Genomic DNA, 22,236 nt, shown 5'->3' with positions numbered 1-22,236 from the left:
CCCAATTGAATGATAAGCGAAGCACATTTTTTACAGAGTTAAAGGGCAAGGGGAAGATGCTCTACTTTGTGTTGTGTTTAATTTTTATGGGATCGATAAATGCCAAAGAGCAGATACTGCTGGTTGCAGAAGAGCATGTTCCTTATATTGGCTTGAGTCTACCTAACCAAGGCTACGTTCATCAAATTGTTACAGAAGCGTTTAATCGACAAGGAATACACGTTGATATTGTCTATTATCCCGCGGCCAGAGCACAAAAATTAGCGACTGAGGGCAAAGTTGACGGGATCCTGCCAGTTTATAAAAATAATGTTGCATCTGATAAATTTCTCTATTCAAATCCATTCCCAGGAGATGTAATCGGTTTATTGAAGCGCAAAGATACCAATGTATCCGATGACCTTGAGCAAAAAAATGTAAATGAAGTTTTTGCTGCATTGCGTGATTACCATTTTGGTTTAGTGAGAGGGAGCACATCAGAACAATTAATTAAAAAGTCGAGCACTTTAAGCAAACAATATGTGTCAAACAACCTAGTCAACATTGATAAGCTTTACGCCAAACGTATTGATTTTGCACTTATCGATAAATTCAGTGCGGGCCACTTAATTGTTTCCCAACGTCCGCATATGATTGGTATGTTAGAGTTTATCTACCCCCCTTTAGTTGATAAAGAGTTTCATGTTGCCTTTGCTAAAGATAATGCAAATGCTCAACGATATTTAGCGCTCTTTAATCAGGGGTTAGCGTCAATGGTGGCAGATGGTCGTTTGGCAGAGCTGTTGGCAATACATGGCTTTTCTCCATCTCCAAAGCTAAATAGCAGCAATAATACTAACAAAATCCCGCTGGTGATCGGCACTGTGAACAATGCTGATATGCTAATTTTAAAAGAACTTTCCACTCACTTTGAAGCAAAAAATCCAGGTATTGAACTTTCTTGGAAAGTGTTAGATGAGGGAATGTTGCGAAAGCGGTTATTAACGGATTTAGCGATTAACGCAGGGCAATTCGATATTATGACCATAGGTTCATATGAAGTCTCCATTTGGGCTAAAAATGGCTGGATAATACCAATCGACAGGCTATCTGAAAAATACGATTTAGATGATATTGTTGAAAGTGTTAAAAGTGATGTTTCCTTTAACGAAAAATTTTATGCATTACCTTTTTATGCAGAGTCTTCAGTAACCTATTACCGCACAGATTTATTTGAACAAGCCGGTATTATTATGCCGCAGCAGCCAACTTTTGCTCAATTATATGAGTTTGCTAAAAAGCTGAATGCACCTGAAAAAGGGGTTTATGGCATTTGTCTGCGCGGCAAAGCTGGCTGGGGATCCAATTTAGCACTGATTACGACTATGGTGAATAGCTATGGAGGCAGTTGGTTTGACTTAAATTGGCGTCCTCAGATTGCAACGCGGGAGTGGCACAATGCCGTTTCTATGTATATAGATTTGATTACTAATTTCGGCCCACCTAATGCTGTAGAAAACAATTATGTGGAAAATCTCAACCTGTTCCAAAAAGGAAAATGTGGAATTTGGGTCGATGCCTCTATTGCTGCTAGTTCACTGGCAGATCCAGCTCAATCCGAGTTTAGTCAGCATATTAAAATGGCAAATGCTCCAGTAGCTTTATACAAAAACGGTTCCAATTGGTTATGGACTTGGTCTTTTGCCATTCCCAGTTCATCTTCTCAGCAAGATGCTGCTTTGAAATTTGCGCAATGGGCTACATCAACTGAATATATCGACTTAGTTGCTGAACAATACGGATGGCATTTAATTCCACAGGGAACGCGTAAGTCCTTATATCAAAATGAAGCCTATATTAAAGCTGCGCCTTTTGCGCCAATTGTCATTGATACTATTAACAATATCGACTTGTATCATTCTACGTTGAAACCTAGTCCGTATTTAGGGGTTCAATATGTGCCTATTCCGGAATTTACCTCAATGGGAGACCAAGTGGGTATTTTAATTGAAAAGGCCCTAAAAAAAGAGATTACGATAGAATTTGCTTTGAAACAAAGTCAGGAATTAGTTGAAAGACAAATGCAAATATCGGGGTATTTTTAATCTTATCTTGTTTTCGTAAAATGCCGATTAAAAATACGCGCTATAAAAGCGCTATTCTACACTGAAAATCCAATCAACTACTGTTGCCATCTATCTGGAAGGTGTACAATCAGAATCTTGTATTAAGAACAAGATGTTATGAAAAAAATTGCAACTTTAGGGCCTCCAGGTACGTTCTCTGACATGGCCACTGGTATTTATACCTCCAATCAATCAGATACCTATCAAGTGGAATATTTTCCAACGATTGTTGGTACCCTCTCTGAAATAGGTAAAAGCTGTGATATCGGTATTATTCCCATCGAAAACTTCTCTGAGGGCTTTATAGCACTTGTCTTAGATGAGCTTATTGCCGCAGATTTGTATGTTGCAAGTGAAATTATACTGCCCATCAAGTTTTCAATGATCAGTAATGCCAATTCGTTATCTGAGATTCAACAATTGTATGTGCAATTTGTCGCGCGGGGCCAGTGTTTTGAATTCTTAGACGAAATTAGTCAGGCGAAAATTGTGACTACAGATAGCAATATTGAATCCCTCAATCGGTTTAAAGATGCCGACATACCTAGTGCGGCAATTGTTCCCTCTACATCTTATCGAAAAGATGATTTTCCGCTGGTAGTTGAAGAGGTGAATGATTATAAAAACAATCAAACTCGATTTTTAGTGATGTCTAAAACTGCTTTGCCAACATCACCAGAGGCGGATAAAACCAGTTTAATTGTGCTCGATGACCATGATCATCCAGGTTATCTAGGAGAAGTGCTGCTCTCTTTTTCAAAGCGAAATATCAACCTTACTTCGATAATCTCACGTCCTACGCGAAAAACCTTTGGGAAATATCACTTTTTCATCGATTTTGATGGAAATATGGATGATCCTATTGTTGCCGAAGCGTTGAGTGAGATAGGTAAAACAAATAATCTAAAGCTGCTCGGCTCTTACAAAAAAGCGAAAAGTCTTAGTTAACGCTTTTAGTAACATTGGTTGTCAATTTCTTGAGTTCCAGCTTTTTGTGGGTAAGTTTTCAAATGAGTTGCTATTTAGTTTTCGGATTCAACTTAGCGAGCCAAATGCTGGGATTTTCTTAATTTTTGCAATTTTCATCAACTGATAATTGCATTAATAAACATGATTAACATAGGTAGTTTATGTCTAGTATAACCTTATTTGCGATGCCAGGAAGTTGCTCAAGAGTGTCTTTGATTTTGTTAGAAGAAGCGAAAGCTGAATATGGTGTTCATTGGGTAAACTTAATGAAAGGCGAACACAAAACCGCTAATTTTAAGCAAATCAACCCTAAATCGAAAGTACCTGCGCTGTCTATTGATGGCGAGGTGCTGACTGAAAACCCAATGATAATCAAATATATTAGCGAACACTTTCCAGACGCTAATTTATTACCAAACGTTGATTCAGGTTTAGCTGAGTATCAACAAATCTCCGATCTATGTTTTTGTTCATCTACAATTCATCCGTTAGTGACGCGATTTTGCATTCCAGGTTTTTTTGCTGATGAGAGTTGCGCAACAAGCGTAAAACAAAAAGCCCTCGCAGCTTTACTTGAGAACTTAGCTTGGGTAGAACAAAAATTAGCGAACAGTGCTTGGTGGTATGGTGACCAATGGAGTGCTATGGATGCTTATATTTTCTGGATCATCTCTAGATTGCAGCGCTGTGATTTTAGCTTGTCAACATTACCAAATTTGGCTAGGCATACGGAAGCTATGCTGAAACGTGATGCTGTCGTCAGTGCGTTGGAAAAAGAGAAGCTAGCCAATCAATAAGGATTAAAAGCAAAGGGTTATTCGGTTTTATAAAGTTAATTCGCAAAATAACATTTTGTGGCTAAGTGTTTAAAGGTGATGGGGTCCTTCAGCTAATTTAAGTTAATTTTTGCTCGTTAGTTGTGCAAGGTAGAACACCCAGTTTGAATATAATGTGGAGTTAAAATAATCATATGAAACAACGAAGTATTGCAGGAAATTGGGTGTCTGAGATTGGTTTAGGGTGCATGAATCTGAGTCATGCATATGGTACTCCTCCCCAAGAATCTGATGGTATTGCGTTACTTGAAAAAGCATTGGATTTCGGTGTTACCCATTTTGATACTGCGGCACTGTATGGTTTTGGAGCCAATGAAAAGTTAGTGGGAAAAGTACTTAAACCCCATCGTCAGCGTATTTTCTTAGCCAGTAAATGTGGTATGCGCGCCGTGGACGGCAAACGAGTCATTGATGGCTCTCCAAAGGCCATTAGGGAAACCATAGAACAGTCTTTGTCTAGTCTGCAAACAGATGTATTAGATTTGTACTATTTGCACCGTTGGGATAAAAGTATCCCCATAGAGGAAAGTGTCGGTGAACTTTCTCGTTTGGTTGATGAAGGTAAAATCAAATCCATCGGCTTGTCAGAAGTGTCTGCTGTGACGTTACGAAAAGCCCATTCTGAGCATCCTATTTCAGCCCTCCAAAGTGAATATTCATTGTGGACACGAAATCCGGAAATTGCCTGCTTAGAAACTTGTTTGGAGTTAGATATTGCTTTTGTCGCATTTTCTCCTTTGGGAAGGGGCTTTTTAAGTGGTGATATTAATGATTCAAGTGGCTTTTTAGACCAAGATATTCGTAAAAACATGCCTCGATTTCAGGCTAATAATTTGCGAGAAAATTTATCCTTGCTTGAACAAATCCACAGTATTGCGAATGCATATAATTGCACACTCAGCCAATTAAGCCTTGCTTGGTTATTACATCAAGGTCCTCATGTCTTGCCCATTCCTGGGACCACCCAGATTGACCATTTAGCAGAAAACATGCAGGCATCAAAAATTGTGTTAAAACCGGCTGATCTTAAGCAACTTGAAGAGGTTTTTATTCATAGTGCTGTTGTAGGAGCTCGCTACCCAGCCGCCACACAATTAGAAATTGATACTGAAAAATTCTAATTTAAATACAACGTTTATTGCACATATTTGTTGCTGCCAAACAAATGTATATTGAGGGTCAAAGTTGTGAAAGCTGTGGTGTAAAAGCATGGACATTATTGTTAACGATTTTTTAAGCCCGACACTTATTATTTTGTTAGTCATAGTTGCTGGTTTTAGTTCCTTTGTTACTGCTGGCTTTGGTGCCGGAGGTGGCGTTTTTTTGCTACTTGTTATGGCTGCAGTTATGCCAATCTCTGCTGTCATACCTATACATGGCTTGGTGCAATTAGGTTCAAATGCGAATAGGGCAATTTTAACTTTCCGACATCTTGATAAAAATATGCTGCTGTATTTTGGTATGGGGGCGATTTTAGGGGCTTTATCAGCTTCCTTAGTTGTTACTCAATTACCACTGGCTATAATGAAATTATTGCTTGGTGTGTTTGTTATCTATTTATTATGGGCGAAGTTACCCACGATTAATGAAAGGTCGCGATTCTCAAAAGTTATCGTTGGCGTTGTTACCACATTTTTGTCTATGTTTGTTGGAGCTAGTGGCCCTTTGGTGGGGAGTTATATGTACATTAACAATTATGACAAACTCGCTTTCACCGCGACTTTTTCTGCATCCATGACGTTTCAACATTGTTTAAAAGCACTGGTATTTGGCGCCATAGGATTTGCTTTTTGGGATTGGTTGCCTTTAATCATTGCTATGGTGTTAAGCGGAACAGTAGGAACCTGGTTTGGAATCAAGTTGCTTAAAAAACTTCCTGCGGAAAAATTCAAGGGGGTTTTTAAACTGATCCTAACCCTTATGTCTATTCATTTAGTGTGGCAAGCTGGGGTGGCCATATATGAAGGTAAGTTCTGAGGTAAAGGTTAAGTCCCCTAGTGTAATAAGAACATAAAAAAGCCCCGAAAACGGGGCTTTTACGCTTAGTTAATACTTAAAAAGACACGGTGACCTCGTCTGAACATGCTGTGGTTTCATCACAAATCATGTAAACGAAGGTTGTGTCTGTGGCTCTACGCTCTCTATCACGATAGGTACCAGTATTTTCTACGGTCTCGAGAAGTTCGCCATTGCGATAGATGTCAACCATATCTGCGCTTGACCCTGAGTATGACAAATCGACCCGTAAGTTGCCAAAGCGTGACATATAGGCTCTATCTACTTCTACCTCAATGTCAACACTGGATACGGCAACAGATTGAACAGAAGTATCAGATTGCCCCTCTGCATCAGTGGTGGTCAAGGAAACGTCATAGCTACCCGTGGCAGGGAATATGTGAACGGGATTGACATCTACTGATGTGCTGCCGTCACCAAAGTCCCAAAGATAGCTAACTATGTCATTATTAACATCGGTACTTTCATTGGTAAAGGTTACCTGCAAGGCCTCAGATTCATAACTAAATGCCGAAACCGGTGGTGTATCGGCAACGTCACCAACACCCGTAATGGTTAATTCCCAATTATTGAGGGTGCCATTGTCACCGTTGTAGATATCAAGAACATTTAATGTCCAGTCACCGGTAGCCACTTCACCATCAAATGCACTGGATTCAAAGCTCTCGATAATGTTGTCTTCGGCGCCTCCAGTATTGGCCGTTAACACGGTTGAAGTGCCAGCTGGAGAGGTTAATGTTAAGATTAAGTCTCCACGATAGGTGTGGGTAATGTTAACAAAGGTACTGGTGCCAAAAACAGTTAGAGGATCAGCAATGGTAATCACTGAATCAATACCAATATCATCGGGATCGTCTTCGTTAGGAAGTGTAGGTATTGACGTGTTATTACTGTAAACAAAGTCGTTTAGGCCTTGAGGGAATACATATAAACCTAGGGTTTTTTCCTTAACAATGTCGCCACTTGTGCCAGTTACTATAAATTCGTAGTCGCCATAAGGGGTATCATCAAGGGTATCTACTGTGAGGGTAAAAGTGTCCCCTGGTTCAACGGTTGTTGCTGATAGCATGCCCAAACCTGACGCATCTGTTAAGGATAAACTCACTTCGCCATCCCAATCCGAAATACTACCTACTTCAAAGGTATAAACGGCACTTTCGCCTGCTGTTATGTCTAAATTAACGGGGCTAACACTAAATTTGAAGCCCGGAGTTGGATCTGCGTCTAACAGTGCCTGGTGTACATTAAGACGTTTACCTGTCACCGTGCGACCTTGCATTACCGCGTTATCGTCTCCGGTTGCCATTAACAAGCTTTTCATCTCAAGGGCAGTTAAATCTGGATTTAATGACCACACTAAAGCCGCAGCACCAGCCACATGAGGGGTAGCCATTGACGTGCCCGAGTAACTAGAATATCCGTTTCCTGGCGTGGTAGACAAAATTGCGGTACCGGGGGCAGCCATATCTACCGTTGTTAAACCCCAAGAATAACCAGAGTCGCCATCGGTTCGATTAACACTGGCTACGGCTAGGATACTGTCGTTGTCATAATTAGATGGGTAGTGGGGTAGGACATCATTATCAGTGCCATCGTTGCCTGCTGCAGCTACAAATAAAATATCTGCATCGCCAGCAGCAGTAATAGAATCTTTCAAGGCGTCGCTAAATGCACCGCCACCCCAGCTGTTGTTAAGTGCGCGTACATTAACGCCACTGTCTTTTAACGCTACAAAATAATCAATACATTCGATGGCTCCAGCGGTATCCCCGTAACCGTCTGCAGCAAGGAATTTACAGCCAGCAATTGACACTTGGTGACTAACTCCAACCACCCCAATACCGTTATTACCGGTTGCCCCAATAGTTCCGGAAACGTGCGAGCCATGTCCTTGATCATCCATAGGATCGGTATCACCATTAACAGTATCAATACCATATACATCATCTACATAGCCGTTACCGTCATTATCTATACCATCCCCCGCTATTTCACCTGGGTTCATCCACATATTATCGTTAAGATCTTCGTGTAAATAGTCTACACCAGTATCAATAACACCGATGACGATACTGCTGTCTCCAGTGGTAATATCCCAGGCTTCAGGCGCGTCGATATCAGCATCTTCAATGCCGCCACTTTGGCCTGTATTATTTAACCCCCATAATGAACCGAATTCAGTATCGTCTGGAATAAGTGCAGTTTTAACGATGTAATTTGGCTCAGCGTACAAAACGGCAGGGTCGGCCCTGAGGGTTTCAAGTGCAGTTTTTACAGATTTTCCATTGAGTTTTAGTTTTGCTATCCGACCATTCATCAAATGGGAAAAGCGATCATCAACTTCATCTCGGTTTAAATCGGTTATACGAGCAGCAACTTTGGCTCTGGCTGATTTCTTTTGGCTCGCAGAAACGCCGTCTTTATATACGACTATGACGGAATCTGATTTATACCCATGCGAACTAGCAGCAGAGGCATGGCTAATGGCTAGCGCTGGCAACAACGCTAGTGTGATTGCAGAAAGTTTGGCTTTCATAATTAAAGAATCCTAAATAAACACAAACAAACTTAGCTTTTGGCTAAGTGACGGTTATAGATTCTCCAAACAACATAACAATGAGTCTTGCATTTACACAACTTGGTTAGCGTAGACCTAGTTTGTGTAATTTTTCCACCTAAAATAGATAAAATACAACTTTTTTGGTAAGAATATTGCGCTATTTCTTGATTCTAGTACTAAAGGCTTAGTGACAACGGAAACGCTCCCCCATGCTAATTTCTCACTTAGGTAATTCCTAGTACTAAAGTGCTAACAGCGGAATTTGGTCAACTTTGTAATTTGCTTAACTATCTAATTTTTATGGTAATAATAAATACAACTTTAGGGCTATAGCGCTTAATAGCGGGTTAGGTTTAAAGTCATTCGCAGGTTTCAGAGCCGAATTTGTAGTGTTTAAGGAGTAGTAAAAGATGATAGGAAGTCTTCGCAACAAGAATAACAGACTTTGGAGTATGCACTCTCTCAATAATGTGGGGTCAGTTGTTTTTTCAGGCGCGTTACTTTTTTCATCCTCTGCTTGCTTTTCACAACAAGACTCTTTAGACCTTATAGACTCTCCTTTGACATTAAGTCTCGCTCGTACAGTCAATTCCGATGCATCGCAAAGCGTGTTAATTATTGACCAATACGGCATACACAACACAACACTTATAATTCAAACAGCCAATTCTTCAAATCATATAAATGTGACACAAAATGGTAGTAGCAATTTTGCTGACATCACACAAATTGGTGTAGGAAACTATGTTGATTTGGTGCAAAGCGGTGATGAAAATTTGCTCGAGGTTGTGCAACAAGGTGATTTTAATTTGGCAAATATAAACCAACAAGGTGAGCAGAGTTTTATTGTTCATCAAATTGGAAACGATATGGTTGTAAACATCACCCAATATAAGAAGTAAAGCTGTTTACAATGACTCATGGAGAAGAAAATGAAGTTTACAAAAACGACAGTAGCCAGTTCTATTTTGATGGCCTTATTAGCAGGGCAAGCTAGTATCGCGAATGCACAAACTGCAGTGAAAGATGACAATCCATCCATCCAATCCGATTTCATGATTGATGCTGTAGGTAACGTTATCAATTTAACTCAATCAGCTCCCACAGGAAATGCGCTGGGTAACGAAGCTATATTGATGCAAGAGGGCGATTATAACGGCCTTGATATCACCATTGTTGGTGATGCAAATATGGTTGATGCTGAACAATTAGGTGAGGGTAACCTCATTTATGGGGTCGTCACTGGTGATGAAAATGAAGTAACTTTATATCAAAATGGTATCGAAAATGATGCTGAAGTGATAGTTCAGGGTAGTTTTAATGAAGTGGAAATCTCCCAAATGGGAGACGGTGGTCCCTTTGGTTTTATCTTTAATCGTTCCATAAATGATATTACTGGTGATGATAATATTTTAATCGTGGATCAGGGGGATGGCGGTAACTGGGCGAATAACTCCATTGATGGTTACGGTAATGAAGTCGAAATTACGCAAACCGAAGATTGGCATGAATCCTATATTAGCTATCTTGTCGGTGACGGAAATGAAGTTGAAGTGGATCAAGGCGGTTACTACAACATTGCAAGTTTCTCAGAAATTACAGGCAACGATAACGAAGTAAAACTTGAATCTGACGGTGAATATAACCGAATTTACGGTTATGTATACGGTGATGATAATAGCGTAGACTTTGAACAGACTGGAGATGATAACTACGCTGAATTAGGCTTATTCGAAGGAAACGACTCAAGCGCGGAAATTACCCAATTTGGTAATTTCAACGAAGCTACTATTGATAATCTTAGTGATAATAGTGATTATGAAATAACCCAAATCGGTGATGCTAATTCTGGCTACACAGGATCTATTGGCGGTAACAATGATTTTTCAATTTTCCAAAATGGTGATCTCAACCTCGCTAGTACAGTGAACTTTGATGGGTTTTATAATCTTGTAACAATTTCCCAAGAAGGAGATGAAAATACACTATTGGCTGAAGCTGGAGTTGGAGAAGATGGTCCTAGCGGCTACTATGCCGATGATAATATTATCGATGCTGAACAAATAGGTAGTCAAAATGATGCTGTTATCCGTTTAGGTGGCAATATCGACAGTAATTATAATACCTTGGAAGTTGCACAAGTGGGTGACTTAAACGTGTTGGACTTACTCATCGATGGCTCTGAAAATTCAGTGGACATCCTACAAGAAGGTAATGATAACTGGATTGTGGGTGACGACGCATATGCAATGACTATTACTGGAGACGGAATGAGCCTATCGATCTCACAAGTGGGTAACGATAATCTCGTTACCGGCAGTATGAGTGGTGTCGGTGGTAGCATTACCGTTAATCAAGTGGGGGATTATAACGTCGCCACTATTACTCAATTGTAAAATTTAGACAAAAAATAGGGGGATTTTTCCCCCTTTTATTTTTTGCCTGAGTTATGTGTTTACAAATGAAGTTAATAAATAAAAAACAGTTCACACCATTGTCTGAGTTAAGTTTTAGGCTAAGTCGTTGGCTGTTAATTATCGGCTTAACTTTGCTCAAACCTACCTTTGCGTTAGCTGATGAGCTGGCGTTAAGTGGCTTATTACTAGACAACACAATCAGTCGTCAAGGACATGAATTCGCTAGCGAATTTGGTAAATATTGGCGAGACATACCCGATACATTTGGCCAAAATGTGCAGATAAAGGAAATTATTGTGCCCCAAGCTGGCACAAAGCTAACAGTGCACTTTGCTAACCAAACAATCTATCAAACCTACATGGGGCGCAGACAAACCCCAATCAAACAACGAGTTGAAACCGCAGTGGTTCTTTTAATCGATGCTTTGTCACGTTCAGGCATAAGTCAAAATAACCCTGATCTTGCGGATGATGAATGGTGAAAATATGCAAAAAAATAAAATAATTAGGTTAACTTTTCTCGTGGGGCTATTTTCCTCACCAATATTAGCAACTGAACTAGTTTACGAACCCATTAACCCAAGTTTTGGTGGAAATCCATTGAACGGTAGTTATCTGCTAAGTAAGGCTAATGCACAAAATACCCATAGTGCGTCAAGTAGCGAGCGTACATACGCTGAAAGCTTACAAGAATCTTTGGAAAGGGCTTATATTAATAGAATCGTCAGAGAAGTCACTGATTTGGCATTTGGAGAAGTCAGTTATGATGAAAATGGTGATCCCATTGAAAGTATATTTTCTGAAGATTCCATTTTTGTTAGTGGCGAGTTCCAAGTGGAGTTAGTTACTAGCAATCCAGATAGCATCATAGTAGAAATTACCAATATAATCACCGATGAGATAACCATCGTTGAAATACCAAGGTTTGGTTAATATGAAGCACTATGTTGTATTACTAAGCCTATTAATTTCAGGGTGCAGTTCACTGGGTAATGTTATTCCCCCTGGTACTGAAGAAGCAATAGTCATTGAAGATTCGGCCACGTTAAAAGAACTTAAGAGCTTACCTAAACCTTTTGGTTCTATCCCTGTTTCGGTTTATGCATTCAGAGATCAGACGGGTCAATACAAACCAAGTAGTGGTGCCAGTTCTTTTAGCACCGCTGTGACGCAAGGAGCAACATCTATTTTGATGCAAGCTTTAAGTGAAACAGATTGGTTTTTGCCAGTTGAGCGGGAAGGGTTGCAGAATATTCTAACTGAACGAAAGATCGTTAGAGCGGCACTGCAAGGCGAGAACAATGGGAATGAAAAAACCGAATTACCGCCTTTGACCACAGCAAAGATCATTATCGAAGGAGGCATCATTAGCTATGACTCTAATATTAAAACGGGAGGTTTTGGCGCAGAGTATTTTGGTATTAATGCATCGGAGTTATTTAGAGAAGATCAGATCTCTGTGTACATGAGAGCGATAGACGTGCGTACAGGACAAGTGTTGGTTTCTGTCTCAACCAGCAAAAAGGTGTTGAGCAAAGAAATTCGGGCAGGTTTATTCCGCTATATAAGCTACAAACGACTGGCAGAAATAGAAGCCGGTTATACAACTAACGAACCTATGTTTACTTGTGTTCAGCAAAGTATCGAAAAAGCGATTTCTGAATTAGTCTTAAAAGGCATCAATAAGGGGGTATGGAAAGCACGGGCCTAAACACTCAGGTTTCTCATGAAAAGTGCCCCACTTGCGCGAAGCTGACAATGGAAACAGCCAAGTATCAGGCTGTTTCTGCTGTCTGCCGTGACCACGTAATAAGCTCCACTCGGTTTCTGCAATCAGTTTTTCTGAAGATACTGTAGATATGGGTTTTCACCGTATTAACACTGATGTGCAGTTGGTCCGCTATTTCTTGATTTTGCGCCCCTTGGCTAATGTATTTCACTATGGTTTGTTCGCGTTTGGTTAACGATTGCTGCCAAAAGCCTGTTTGACTTCGATCGACTATTTCATTGGAAAAGTTGGCATCATTTAACAATTCATTGATGAGTAATTCCAATGCATTTCTGCGAAACCATTTTCTGTCCTGCTTTATGGTATTAATGCCTTTTATAACAATCTCTAATTTATCGTTGGCATAAAATATTCCTGCAACGCCTTGTTTAATGGCGGCAATTTCAAAGTCCAGATTACTAGAAGCATTAAAGAAAATAATTTTGATTAAGTTTTTGTATTTTAAAACCGGTACTTGATGAATTGCATTTTTATTAATTGATTTACAATCAACAAATATAACGTCGAAAGATGCAATATAATCAGATTTGGGACAAAAATTTCCAACTTGCAAATCAAAACCACAAGCGTCTACAAGATCGAGAAAGTGATTTAATTTACAGTGCCGCTTTTTGTGAATATCTTCTTTTTGTGGCGAAATAACAAACGCTCTATTTCCTTGCATAGCTTAGAGTCCTTTGAGGGTTTACCCTCTTTTTATTATCACACTTTAAGGTAGTGTAACGATTAGAATACATACATGAAGTTATAAGTTCAATCAATTTAAGGTAAAAATTTTATGTTTTAATTTGTTTGTTTTTTGTTCGTTTTGATAAGGTGGAATAAACTAAATTAAATTAGTCACTTATACAAAAGTATCAATAATCGGGTGGTTGAATTAGCGGTTTAAAGCATTCTAAAAAAAGATTGTTAGCAATTGAAATCGATAATGTTGACGCGATTCAAACGGCTCGCTCACAATTTACGAAGCTGTTTTCATATTTGTTTAACCGTTTTTATTCAGATTGAGGGCCTTACAAACCTTCAAGTGCAAGGGGCAACTTTCATTTCGTTAACTACAAGGGTAGGTTATAATGTTTATACATGATAGCTGACCTAGATATTCCTGCTGGTTATTGCTTGTATGGCAGTTTAGCGTTGGCAATAAACCTCTAAGGTGGTTTAGGTCTTGTACATCTTGTACTGCATTTGTGGGTTACCACATATATGCCACCTTAACCCTCGATACAAGACGCTTTATCAAGCCATATCAATAGTTTATAGTGCGGCTGACGGTTTATCATCAGGGGGTTGTTTTCAGTTTTAGATCAGGATTATAAATAATAAAATAACTGCACAATTGGCAGTGAATTTATCTCAATACTTAGCTATAAAGCTTACTACATAAAAAGGCCAGTTTGATGTCAGGATTAGCTCGACAAATATTACCCTCATTACCCAAAGAAGTTCGTTTACCTGAATATAATCTGGAAACAACCACTCGTGGCATTGTGCATTTAGGACCTGGTGCTTTTCATCGTGCTCATCAAGCTGTCTATACAGATTTAGCGATGTCTGCTTATGGCGGTAATTGGAAAATTGACGGTGTATCCTTACGCAGTAAAGAGCTAAGAGACCAGTTAGAAACGCAAGATAATCTTTATTCGTTAATGGTGTTGGATGACGCTCCTTATGTTCAAATTGTTGGTGCATTCAATCAGATATTTGTTTTAGGTGAGCAGCGTCAGCAAGTGATGGAAGCAATGACAGATCCTAATACCCATATTATTTCGTTAACAGTGACAGAAAAAGGATATTGCCTGAATACGAAAGGGGAGCTTGATTGGCAAAATACTGATATTAAACATGATTTGGCCGCGCCCGATGAGCCGGTTTCAGCAATTGGTTTGTTAGTGGCGGCTTTAAACATCCGTTTTAAACATGAAAATGCGCAAGTCACTATTATTAGTTGTGACAATGTATCTGGTAATGGAGATAAACTGGCGAAAGCTGTGTTGACATTCGCAGCAGAGCTCTCACCTCGTTTAGCCCAATGGATAGAAGAACATATTTGTTTCCCCAATACTATGGTCGACAGTATTACCCCTGCCACAAATGATGAACTTAGACTAAAAACCCAGCAGGAAATAGGGGTTGAGGACGCCTGGCCTATTCAACGAGAGTCCTTTAGCCAATGGGTCATTGAAAATAAATTCAGCGGCCCAAGACCTGCTTGGGATAAAGTAGGCGTGACATTTACCGATGATGTGCACAAATACGAAAAAGCAAAACTTCGGGTGTTAAATGGTACTCATTCTACCTTGGCTTATTTGGGGAGTTTATGTGCATTGGAGACAGTTTACTCTGCGATTAGTCTAGAACCAATTGAGCAGTTTATTAAAAAACTACTGGGCCAGGAAATCGTCCCGTCAATCGGACAGTCAGATAGCATGGATTTGGAACAGTACGCGGAAGATATTATACATCGCTATCACAACGAACACATACGTCATCTGTTGGCTCAAATAGCATGGGATGGTTCTCAAAAGCTTCCATTTCGTATACTCAATCCGATTCGGGATAATATGCAAAACCAACGCAGCTTCGAACTGCTTTGCGTGCCGGTGGCTGCTTGGTGTTTGTTTGTTGGTAAACGCTATTTGGCACAACAGGAGTTAGTTGACCCATTAGCTAACACCTTATTGGAACTAGCTGAAAAACACGCTGAGGATCCATTGCAACTAGCCAATGCAATACTCGATTTAACCATTATTTTTGATGATTTAGCGACCAACGAGGAATTTAGACGCATAGTTAAACGTCATGTCTCGACTTTGTTCACAATCAATCAGCAAAACTTGACTGAGACTCTAAGTCGCTTAGAAGGGTAACTAGTATCTGTTGTTACCTGCTCAGTTAGACGAATAAGGATTGTGATTTGAGCGCTTAAGCATATGACGAGGGCTAACTCACACTATAAATAATGAAAAGGTAGACGGATACATTGATTTTCCCCAAACTCAGGGAATTTAAAGGCGTTGAACATTGTTATCTGTACAATGCTTTGTATTCTTTACCTTGCAACTCAGTGCTGACGTACGTATACTATGCGCATCTTTTGAGACGGGCTCCCTCTGAATTGGATAGTAACGTCTCGATTAGTTGGTTTAACTGACTAAGAAACTGCAAGAAAAGACACTGATTTTTCCAGAATTACCTTATTAGGTGAGTCGATTCTTGCGACCACTTATTCGACGGTCCGCACAACTTCTGTTTCGCGTTTCGCACTCAGTTTGTTAGGCAGCCATAAGAGTTGAATTGTGGGTTAGGGTCCAGAAACAAAAAGCCCCGCTTGTACGGGGCTTTTTGTTGTTATTATTGGTTTACTATATCTGGGCTTTTCGCCCTTTTTTTGTATTTGGAGCTTTATTTTTGTCACAACTTGAACAAAAACTCACGGATATGCTAGTTGCACCAGTTGAAGCTACAGGCTTTGAGTTGGTGGGAGTAGAATTTGTTCGTGCTGGAAAACACTCGACGATGCGCGTCTATATAGATCATCCTGATGGAATTACTGTTGAGAATTGTGCTGACGTGAGTTTACAGGTTAGCGCTGTATTGGATGTTGAAGATCCCATTAGTACTGAATATAACCTAGAAGTATCGTCTCCCGGCATGGATAGACCGCTGTTTAAAGAAGCGCATTATCAACAGTGTGTTGGAGAGGTTGTGGCAGTGCGGTTGCGTATGCCAATGAATGATAGAAGAAACTTTAAAGGTACATTGTTAAGTGTCGACAATGGAAATCTAACGGTAGAAGTTGATGGTCAAGAATTCGTTTTAGCCGTGGCAAATATCGAAAAAGGTAATTTGGTTCCAACGTTTTAAGAAAGATTCATATTAGCGCTTTCTTAGGGAAGCAATCAGTGAGGCAACGATGAATAAAGAAATTTTGTTAGTGGCAGAAGCCGTTTCAAATGAAAAGCAGGTTCCCAAAGAGAAAATCTTTGAGGCATTAGAGTATGCCATTGCCAGCGCTACTAAAAAGAAAAATGAAGGCGAAATTGAAGTACGAGTAAATATTGACCGTGAAACCGGTGATTTTGATACTTTTCGTCGCTGGGTCGTCATTCCTGATGACCAGGTACAAGAAAATCCATATGCAGAAATAACCTTCTCTGCAGCGCAAGTTGACGATCCAGAGATTCAGCTGGGTGATTTCATTGAAGATCAAATAGAGTCAATTAAATTTGATCGAATCACAACACAAACTGCGAAACAGGTTATTGTGCAAAAAGTTCGTGAAGCTGAACGCGCACAAATGATTGCTGAATACGAAGATCGTGTGGGTGATTTGGTGACAGGTACGGTGAAAAAAGTGAATCGCGACAACGTTATTATCGATTTAGGTAATAATGCCGAAGGCGTGATTTACCGTGACGATATGCTACCTCGTGAAACCTTCCGTCCAGGTGACCGAGTACGTGGTTTACTTTACGTCATTCGTCCGGAAGCTCGCGGTGCACAGTTATTTATTAGTCGAACTCATCCAGATATGTTGGTTGAATTATTCCGTATCGAAGTACCGGAAATAGCTGAAGAAACGTTAGAAATTAAAGCCGCTGCTCGTGATCCAGGTTCGCGCGCTAAAATTGCTGTGAAAACTAATGACAAGCGTTTAGACCCTGTTGGGGCTTGCGTGGGAATGCGCGGTTCTCGTGTACAAGCGGTTTCGGGTGAACTTGGCGGTGAGCGTGTCGATATCGTGTTGTGGGATGAGAATCCTGCTCAATTCGTTATCAATGCTATGGCTCCAGCGGAAGTCGCATCAATCGTTGTAGACGAAGATGCAGGTTCGATGGATGTGGCTGTTGAAGCAGACAACCTAGCCCAGGCAATTGGTCGTAGTGGTCAAAACGTGCGTTTAGCGAGTCAGTTAACTGGCTGGACATTGAACGTCATGACCGTTGATGACTTAAACTCGAAACACGAAGAAGAAAACTCAAAAGTGTTAGGTGTATTTATCGAAAGCCTTGATATCGATGAAGATTTCGCCGCAGTTTTGGTTGACGAAGGATTCTCAACAGTTGAAGAAATAGCCTATGTTCCTGCTAACGAATTGTTAGCCATCGAAGGTTTCGATGAAGATATGGTTGAAGAGCTTCGTGGTAGAGCACGAGCGGCATTAACGACACAAGCTTTGGCAAATGAAGAGTCTCTAGAAGCTTCTGAGCCTAAAGAAGAGTTACTAAACCTCGAAGGTATGGAGCGCCATGTGGCCTACGTACTAGCAAGCAGAGGAATAACAGACCTTGAAGGCTTAGCCGAACAAGGTACTGATGAAATAAGTGATATAGAAGAATTAGACGAAGAGAAAGCCGGACAGCTAATAATGGCTGCACGTAACATCGTCTGGTTTAGTGAAGAATAAGTAAGATCAACAAGAGGAATACAGCTATATGGCAGAAGTCTCCATCGAAAAACTAGCCACCGACATAGGCACTCAAGTTGATCGCTTAGTTCAGCAGTTTGCAGACGCAGGTTTAACGAAAAAAGTGGGTGATATGATCACCGAAGATGAAAAGCGTCAGTTGCTTGATCATTTGAGTAAATCTCACGGTGGCAATGGTTCTGAAGGACCAAAGCGCATGACCTTGCAACGCAAGACAACCAGTACCTTGAGTGTTGGTAAGTCAAAAGCTGTTAAAGTCGAAGTACGTAAAAAACGTACTTACGTTAAACGTACTGATATTGAAGAAGCGCGTTTAGCAGAAGAAGAAGCTAAGCGTAAAGCGCAAGAAGCGCAGGAAAAACTTGAAGCAGAGCGTAAAGCTGCCGAAGAAGCGAAAAAAGCCGCTGAAGAAAAAGCGGTAAAAGCGGCAGAAGCAAAAGCGAAAGCAGAAGCTGAAAAAGCGGCAAGAATTGAGCAGGCTAAGAAAGAAGCAGCGGCACGTCAAAAAGAAGAAGTGCAGTTGTCTCCAGAAGAAAAAGCAGCGCAAGAAGAAGCAAGATTAGAAGCGGAGCGTATTCGCAAACTTCAGGAAGATGAAGCGCAGCGTAAACTTGAAGAAGACGCGAAGAAAGCGGCGGAAGAAGCTAAACGTTTAGCTGAAGAAAATGAGCGTCGTTGGAAAGAAGAAGAAGAACGTCGCAAAAAGCAAGAAGCTGAAGAAGTGCATTTGCACTCTAACCGTTATGCTCAAGAAGCTGAAGATGAAGAAGATGCGCAAGTAGAGCGTGGATCTCGTCGTCGTAAAAAATCGAAAAAGAATGCCGGTGCTGATCTTAAGCATGGCTTCAATAAACCTGCTCAACCCGTAGAGCGAATTGTGCGTATTGGTGAAACTATCAGTGTTGGCGAACTAGCTAGCAAAATGGCAATTAAAGCCACTGAAGTGATCAAAGCGATGATGAAAATGGGTGAGATGGTTACCATTAACCAAGTCTTAGACCAAGATACGGCGGTTTTAGTCGTTGAAGAAATGGGTCACAAATATGAATTGGTAAATGACAATGCATTAGAAGATGAATTGTTAGCTGGAAATGCTTCTGGTGATAAAGAAAATAGAGCGCCAGTAGTGACTATTATGGGTCACGTTGACCATGGTAAAACCTCATTGCTCGATTATATTCGTAGAGCGAAAGTTGCTGATGGTGAAGCGGGTGGTATAACCCAGCACATCGGTGCTTACAGTGTTGAAACGGATAACGGTCGAATTGCTTTCTTAGATACCCCTGGACACGCCGCGTTTACTGCAATGCGTGCTCGTGGTGCTACCGCAACCGACATCGTAATATTGGTTGTTGCTGCTGACGATGGTGTAATGCCACAAACAAAAGAAGCGATTCAGCATTCTAAAGCTGCGGGTGTGCCTCTGATTGTTGCCGTTAACAAAATGGATAAAGAAGCGGCCGACCCAGATCGGGTTAAGACTGAATTATCTCAACTTGAAGTTATTTCAGAAGAGTGGGGCGGCGAGCACCAATTCGTAAACGTATCTGCTAAAACAGGTATGGGCATCGACGAATTACTCGAAGCCATATCATTGCAAGCTGAACTACTTGACTTACAAGCTGTACCTACAGGTCCAGCAAAAGGTATCGTCATTGAATCTCGCCTTGATAAAGGTCGCGGTCCTGTGGCTTCAGTACTTGTTCAAGAAGGTGAGTTAAAAGCCGGTGATATTCTATTATGTGGAATTGAATACGGTCGTGTTCGTGCTATGCGTGATGAAAATGGTCATGAAGTAACTGTTGCCGGTCCATCGACTCCGGTTGAAGTACTGGGTTTATCTGGTGTACCTATTGCGGGTGAAGATGCATTAGTTGTGCAGGATGAACGTAAAGCTCGTGAAGTAGCGAGTAAGCGTAATATTAAACAGCGTGATTTGAAACTAGCTAAACAACAAAAAGCCAAGCTTGAAAACATGTTTGCAAACATGGAAGCCGGTGATGTTAGTGAATTGAATGTGGTATTAAAAGCCGATGTTCAGGGCTCTGTGGAAGCAATTTCAGAATCATTGACTAAACTTTCAACTGATGAAGTGAAAGTCATTATTGTTGGTAGTGGAGTGGGTGGTATTACTGAAACTGATGCTAGCTTAGCTGCAGCTTCAAGTGCCATTGTCGTAGGCTTTAACGTACGTGCTGATGCTTCAGCAAGACGTATTATTGAAGCTGAAGAAATCGATTTGCGCTACTACAGTGTGATTTATGACCTGATTGATGAAGTTAAACAAGCCATGAGCGGGATGCTTGCGCCTGAGTTCAAACAACAAATTATTGGTTTGGCTGAAGTACGTGATGTATTTAAATCACCGAAAATTGGGGCTATCGCAGGTTGTATGGTAACGGAAGGTAACATTAAACGCAGTGCTCCTATTCGTGTACTTCGTGAAAATGTGGTTATCTATGAAGGTGAATTAGAATCACTGCGCCGCTTTAAAGACGATGTTCAAGAAGTCCGTAATGGAATGGAATGTGGTATCGGCGTGAAGAATTACAACGATGTTAAGGTCGGTGACCAAATCGAAGTATTCGAAACCGTAGAAGTAAAACGCGAAATATAACCCTCGCGTTTCAATTAGAATTAAAACGGGGGCTTAGGCCTCCGTTTTTGACTGTAATTTAGGAGTGTCAGTATGGCTAGAGAATTTTCCCGCACTGAACGAGTTGGACAGCAAATCCACAAAGAAGTGGCCAGCATTTTCCAAAATGAATTTAAAAACCGTGATCCACGTTTAGGTATGGTCACCGTCTCGGGAGTTGATGTCTCTCGCGATTTAGCCCATGCCAAGGTTTATGTGACGTTTTTTGAAACCGATGAAGAAAAACTGAAATTGTTTAATCAAATTTTAGAAGATAACAAAGGCTTTATTCGTACTTTGTTAGCTAAGCGCATGCGCATGCGTGCAGTGCCCGCTTTGAAGTTTTATCAAGATACTTCCATTACGGAAGGTATCCGTATATCCACTTTGGTGTCTCAAACACTAAATGAAGATAAAGAACGTGCCTTAAGAGCGGGTCGAGATTTAGACAAAGAAGAACAGGAAACGGACGACAACAACTAATGGCGAGAAAGCGTAAAGGACGCGCCATAGATGGCATGTTACTCCTCGATAAGCCGTTAGGGTTATCTTCAAACGATGCACTGCAAAAGGTAAAACGTTGCTTCAATGCCGCTAAAGCGGGACATACCGGTGCCCTTGATCCTTTGGCAACCGGTATGCTACCCATATGCTTAGGAGAGGCCACAAAGTTCTCGCAGTTTTTACTGGATGCAGATAAAACCTATTCAGTTACGGCTACCCTGGGAGTGCGCACTACTACTTCTGATGCTGACGGCGAGGTGGTTGAAAGTAAACCTGTAGAGGTTACTGTCGGGCAAATTGAAAAAGCATGTTTGAGTTTTTTGGGTACTTCTGATCAAGTGCCTTCAATGTTTTCAGCTTTAAAGTATCAAGGTAAACCCCTGTACTCTTATGCAAGGCAAGGTATAGAAGTGCCGCGCGAAGCCAGAAAAATCACTATTTATTCGTTGCAAATCGAGAAGATTGAAGACAATAAAGTCCATATGATTGTGCATTGTAGCAAAGGTACTTATATTCGCTCGTTGGTAGATGATATTGGACAACTGTTAGGTTGTGGAGCTTTTGTTAGCCGTTTGCATCGCTCGAATGTAGCTGACTATCCTGCCGATAAGGTAATTACCCTGGATGCATTACAGGCAATGCGTCAGGAGATCAATGATAATGAATTAGATATCATGGATGACGCCAGTTTCGCAGCTATGGATGCACTTTTATTGGCAATGGATTCGCCGGTTAAAACCTTACCTGAAGTTGAATTGGAAGCTGAGCGAGCGAGTTATTTTTGTAATGGCAATCCAGTCAATAGCAAACAAATTATATCCATGCCGTTAGATTCTCAAGTTAGAGTATATTCGAACAATTTGTTTTTAGGGGTAGGCTTTATTGATGATAATTTGCAGGTGGCCCCTAAGCGTCTAGTTGTCAGATAAATTCACTTCCCAAAGATTATAGTACGAACAAATACACTTCTCAGG

The 22,236-nt window shown here is 40.7% G+C and carries 18 protein-coding genes; 16 read left to right on the top strand and 2 right to left on the bottom strand.

The window, feature by feature from the left end; translation table 11 throughout:
* Positions 1-5 precede the first annotated feature (5 nt).
* The 5 genes from ACYVIL_RS14315 (at position 6) to ACYVIL_RS14295 (ending at position 5,887) form a co-directional block, all read left to right on the top strand.
* Positions 6-2,084: an extracellular solute-binding protein gene (locus tag ACYVIL_RS14315; RefSeq protein WP_460312980.1), complete on the top strand. Its 2,079-nt coding sequence runs from the start codon at positions 6-8 to the stop codon at positions 2,082-2,084.
* Between the two features lie 138 nt (positions 2,085-2,222).
* Positions 2,223-3,053, top strand: coding sequence for a prephenate dehydratase (locus ACYVIL_RS14310; protein ID WP_303474209.1), 831 nt, complete (start codon positions 2,223-2,225; stop codon positions 3,051-3,053).
* A 182-nt stretch (positions 3,054-3,235) separates the two neighbouring features.
* On the top strand, positions 3,236-3,871 hold the full coding sequence (locus ACYVIL_RS14305) for a glutathione S-transferase family protein (RefSeq protein ID WP_460312978.1): 636 nt from the start codon (positions 3,236-3,238) through the stop codon (positions 3,869-3,871).
* Between the two features lie 173 nt (positions 3,872-4,044).
* Positions 4,045-5,031: an aldo/keto reductase gene (locus ACYVIL_RS14300; protein ID WP_460312976.1), complete on the top strand. Its 987-nt coding sequence runs from the start codon at positions 4,045-4,047 to the stop codon at positions 5,029-5,031.
* 88 nt (positions 5,032-5,119) lie between these two features.
* Positions 5,120-5,887, top strand: coding sequence for a sulfite exporter TauE/SafE family protein (locus ACYVIL_RS14295; protein ID WP_460312974.1), 768 nt, complete (start codon positions 5,120-5,122; stop codon positions 5,885-5,887).
* A gap of 76 nt (positions 5,888-5,963) precedes the next feature.
* On the opposite strand, the gene ACYVIL_RS14290 is transcribed toward ACYVIL_RS14295, so the two are convergent.
* A complete protein-coding gene (locus ACYVIL_RS14290; protein WP_460312972.1) occupies positions 5,964-8,462 on the bottom strand; it encodes a S8 family serine peptidase in 2,499 nt (832 codons plus the stop codon).
* Positions 8,463-8,896: 434 nt separating this feature from the next.
* On the opposite strand from ACYVIL_RS14290, the gene ACYVIL_RS14285 reads away from it, so the two are divergent.
* The 5 genes from ACYVIL_RS14285 to ACYVIL_RS14265 all read left to right on the top strand — a co-directional run bounded on the left by ACYVIL_RS14285 (position 8,897) and on the right by ACYVIL_RS14265 (position 12,614).
* Positions 8,897-9,388: a curlin subunit CsgB gene (locus ACYVIL_RS14285; protein ID WP_460312970.1), complete on the top strand. Its 492-nt coding sequence runs from the start codon at positions 8,897-8,899 to the stop codon at positions 9,386-9,388.
* A 30-nt stretch (positions 9,389-9,418) separates the two neighbouring features.
* Positions 9,419-10,882, top strand: a complete 1,464-nt coding sequence (locus ACYVIL_RS14280; protein ID WP_303474215.1) for a curlin — start codon at positions 9,419-9,421, stop codon at positions 10,880-10,882.
* Positions 10,883-10,947: 65 nt separating this feature from the next.
* Entirely contained in the window at positions 10,948-11,385 is a 438-nt protein-coding gene (locus ACYVIL_RS14275) for a CsgE family curli-type amyloid fiber assembly protein (protein ID WP_460312967.1), read from the top strand.
* Positions 11,386-11,389: 4 nt separating this feature from the next.
* Positions 11,390-11,836, top strand: coding sequence for a curli assembly protein CsgF (locus tag ACYVIL_RS14270; protein ID WP_303474217.1), 447 nt, complete (start codon positions 11,390-11,392; stop codon positions 11,834-11,836).
* A gap of 1 nt (position 11,837) precedes the next feature.
* Positions 11,838-12,614, top strand: a complete 777-nt coding sequence (locus tag ACYVIL_RS14265) for a CsgG/HfaB family protein (protein ID WP_303474218.1) — start codon at positions 11,838-11,840, stop codon at positions 12,612-12,614.
* Between the two features lie 64 nt (positions 12,615-12,678).
* Here the strand turns inward: ACYVIL_RS14265 and ACYVIL_RS14260 are convergent, their stop codons facing one another.
* On the bottom strand, positions 12,679-13,356 hold the full coding sequence (locus ACYVIL_RS14260) for a helix-turn-helix transcriptional regulator (RefSeq protein ID WP_303474219.1): 678 nt from the start codon (positions 13,354-13,356) through the stop codon (positions 12,679-12,681).
* A 736-nt stretch (positions 13,357-14,092) separates the two neighbouring features.
* Between ACYVIL_RS14260 and ACYVIL_RS14255 the strand changes: the two genes are divergently transcribed.
* The 6 genes from ACYVIL_RS14255 to truB all read left to right on the top strand — a co-directional run bounded on the left by ACYVIL_RS14255 (position 14,093) and on the right by truB (position 22,191).
* Positions 14,093-15,562, top strand: a complete 1,470-nt coding sequence (locus ACYVIL_RS14255; RefSeq protein WP_460312964.1) for a mannitol dehydrogenase family protein — start codon at positions 14,093-14,095, stop codon at positions 15,560-15,562.
* Between the two features lie 541 nt (positions 15,563-16,103).
* A complete protein-coding gene (gene rimP / locus ACYVIL_RS14250) occupies positions 16,104-16,559 on the top strand; it encodes a ribosome maturation factor RimP (RefSeq protein ID WP_303474222.1) in 456 nt (151 codons plus the stop codon).
* Positions 16,560-16,608: 49 nt separating this feature from the next.
* Positions 16,609-18,102, top strand: coding sequence for a transcription termination factor NusA (nusA, locus tag ACYVIL_RS14245; RefSeq protein WP_303474223.1), 1,494 nt, complete (start codon positions 16,609-16,611; stop codon positions 18,100-18,102).
* A 28-nt stretch (positions 18,103-18,130) separates the two neighbouring features.
* A complete protein-coding gene (gene infB, locus ACYVIL_RS14240; RefSeq protein ID WP_303474224.1) occupies positions 18,131-20,740 on the top strand; it encodes a translation initiation factor IF-2 in 2,610 nt (869 codons plus the stop codon).
* A 72-nt stretch (positions 20,741-20,812) separates the two neighbouring features.
* Positions 20,813-21,241 carry a 30S ribosome-binding factor RbfA gene (gene rbfA / locus ACYVIL_RS14235; RefSeq protein ID WP_303474225.1) on the top strand — a complete coding sequence of 143 codons (429 nt, stop codon included), beginning with the start codon at positions 20,813-20,815 and terminating at the stop codon, positions 21,239-21,241.
* Positions 21,241-22,191 carry a tRNA pseudouridine(55) synthase TruB gene (truB, locus tag ACYVIL_RS14230; protein WP_460312961.1) on the top strand — a complete coding sequence of 317 codons (951 nt, stop codon included), beginning with the start codon at positions 21,241-21,243 and terminating at the stop codon, positions 22,189-22,191. Before rbfA ends, truB begins: the two co-directional genes overlap by 1 nt.
* The last annotated feature ends 45 nt before the right edge of the window (positions 22,192-22,236 follow it).

The sequence above is a fragment of the Aliiglaciecola aliphaticivorans genome, assembly GCF_054782055.1.
This window is presented reverse-complemented; position numbering and strand designations above follow the sequence as displayed.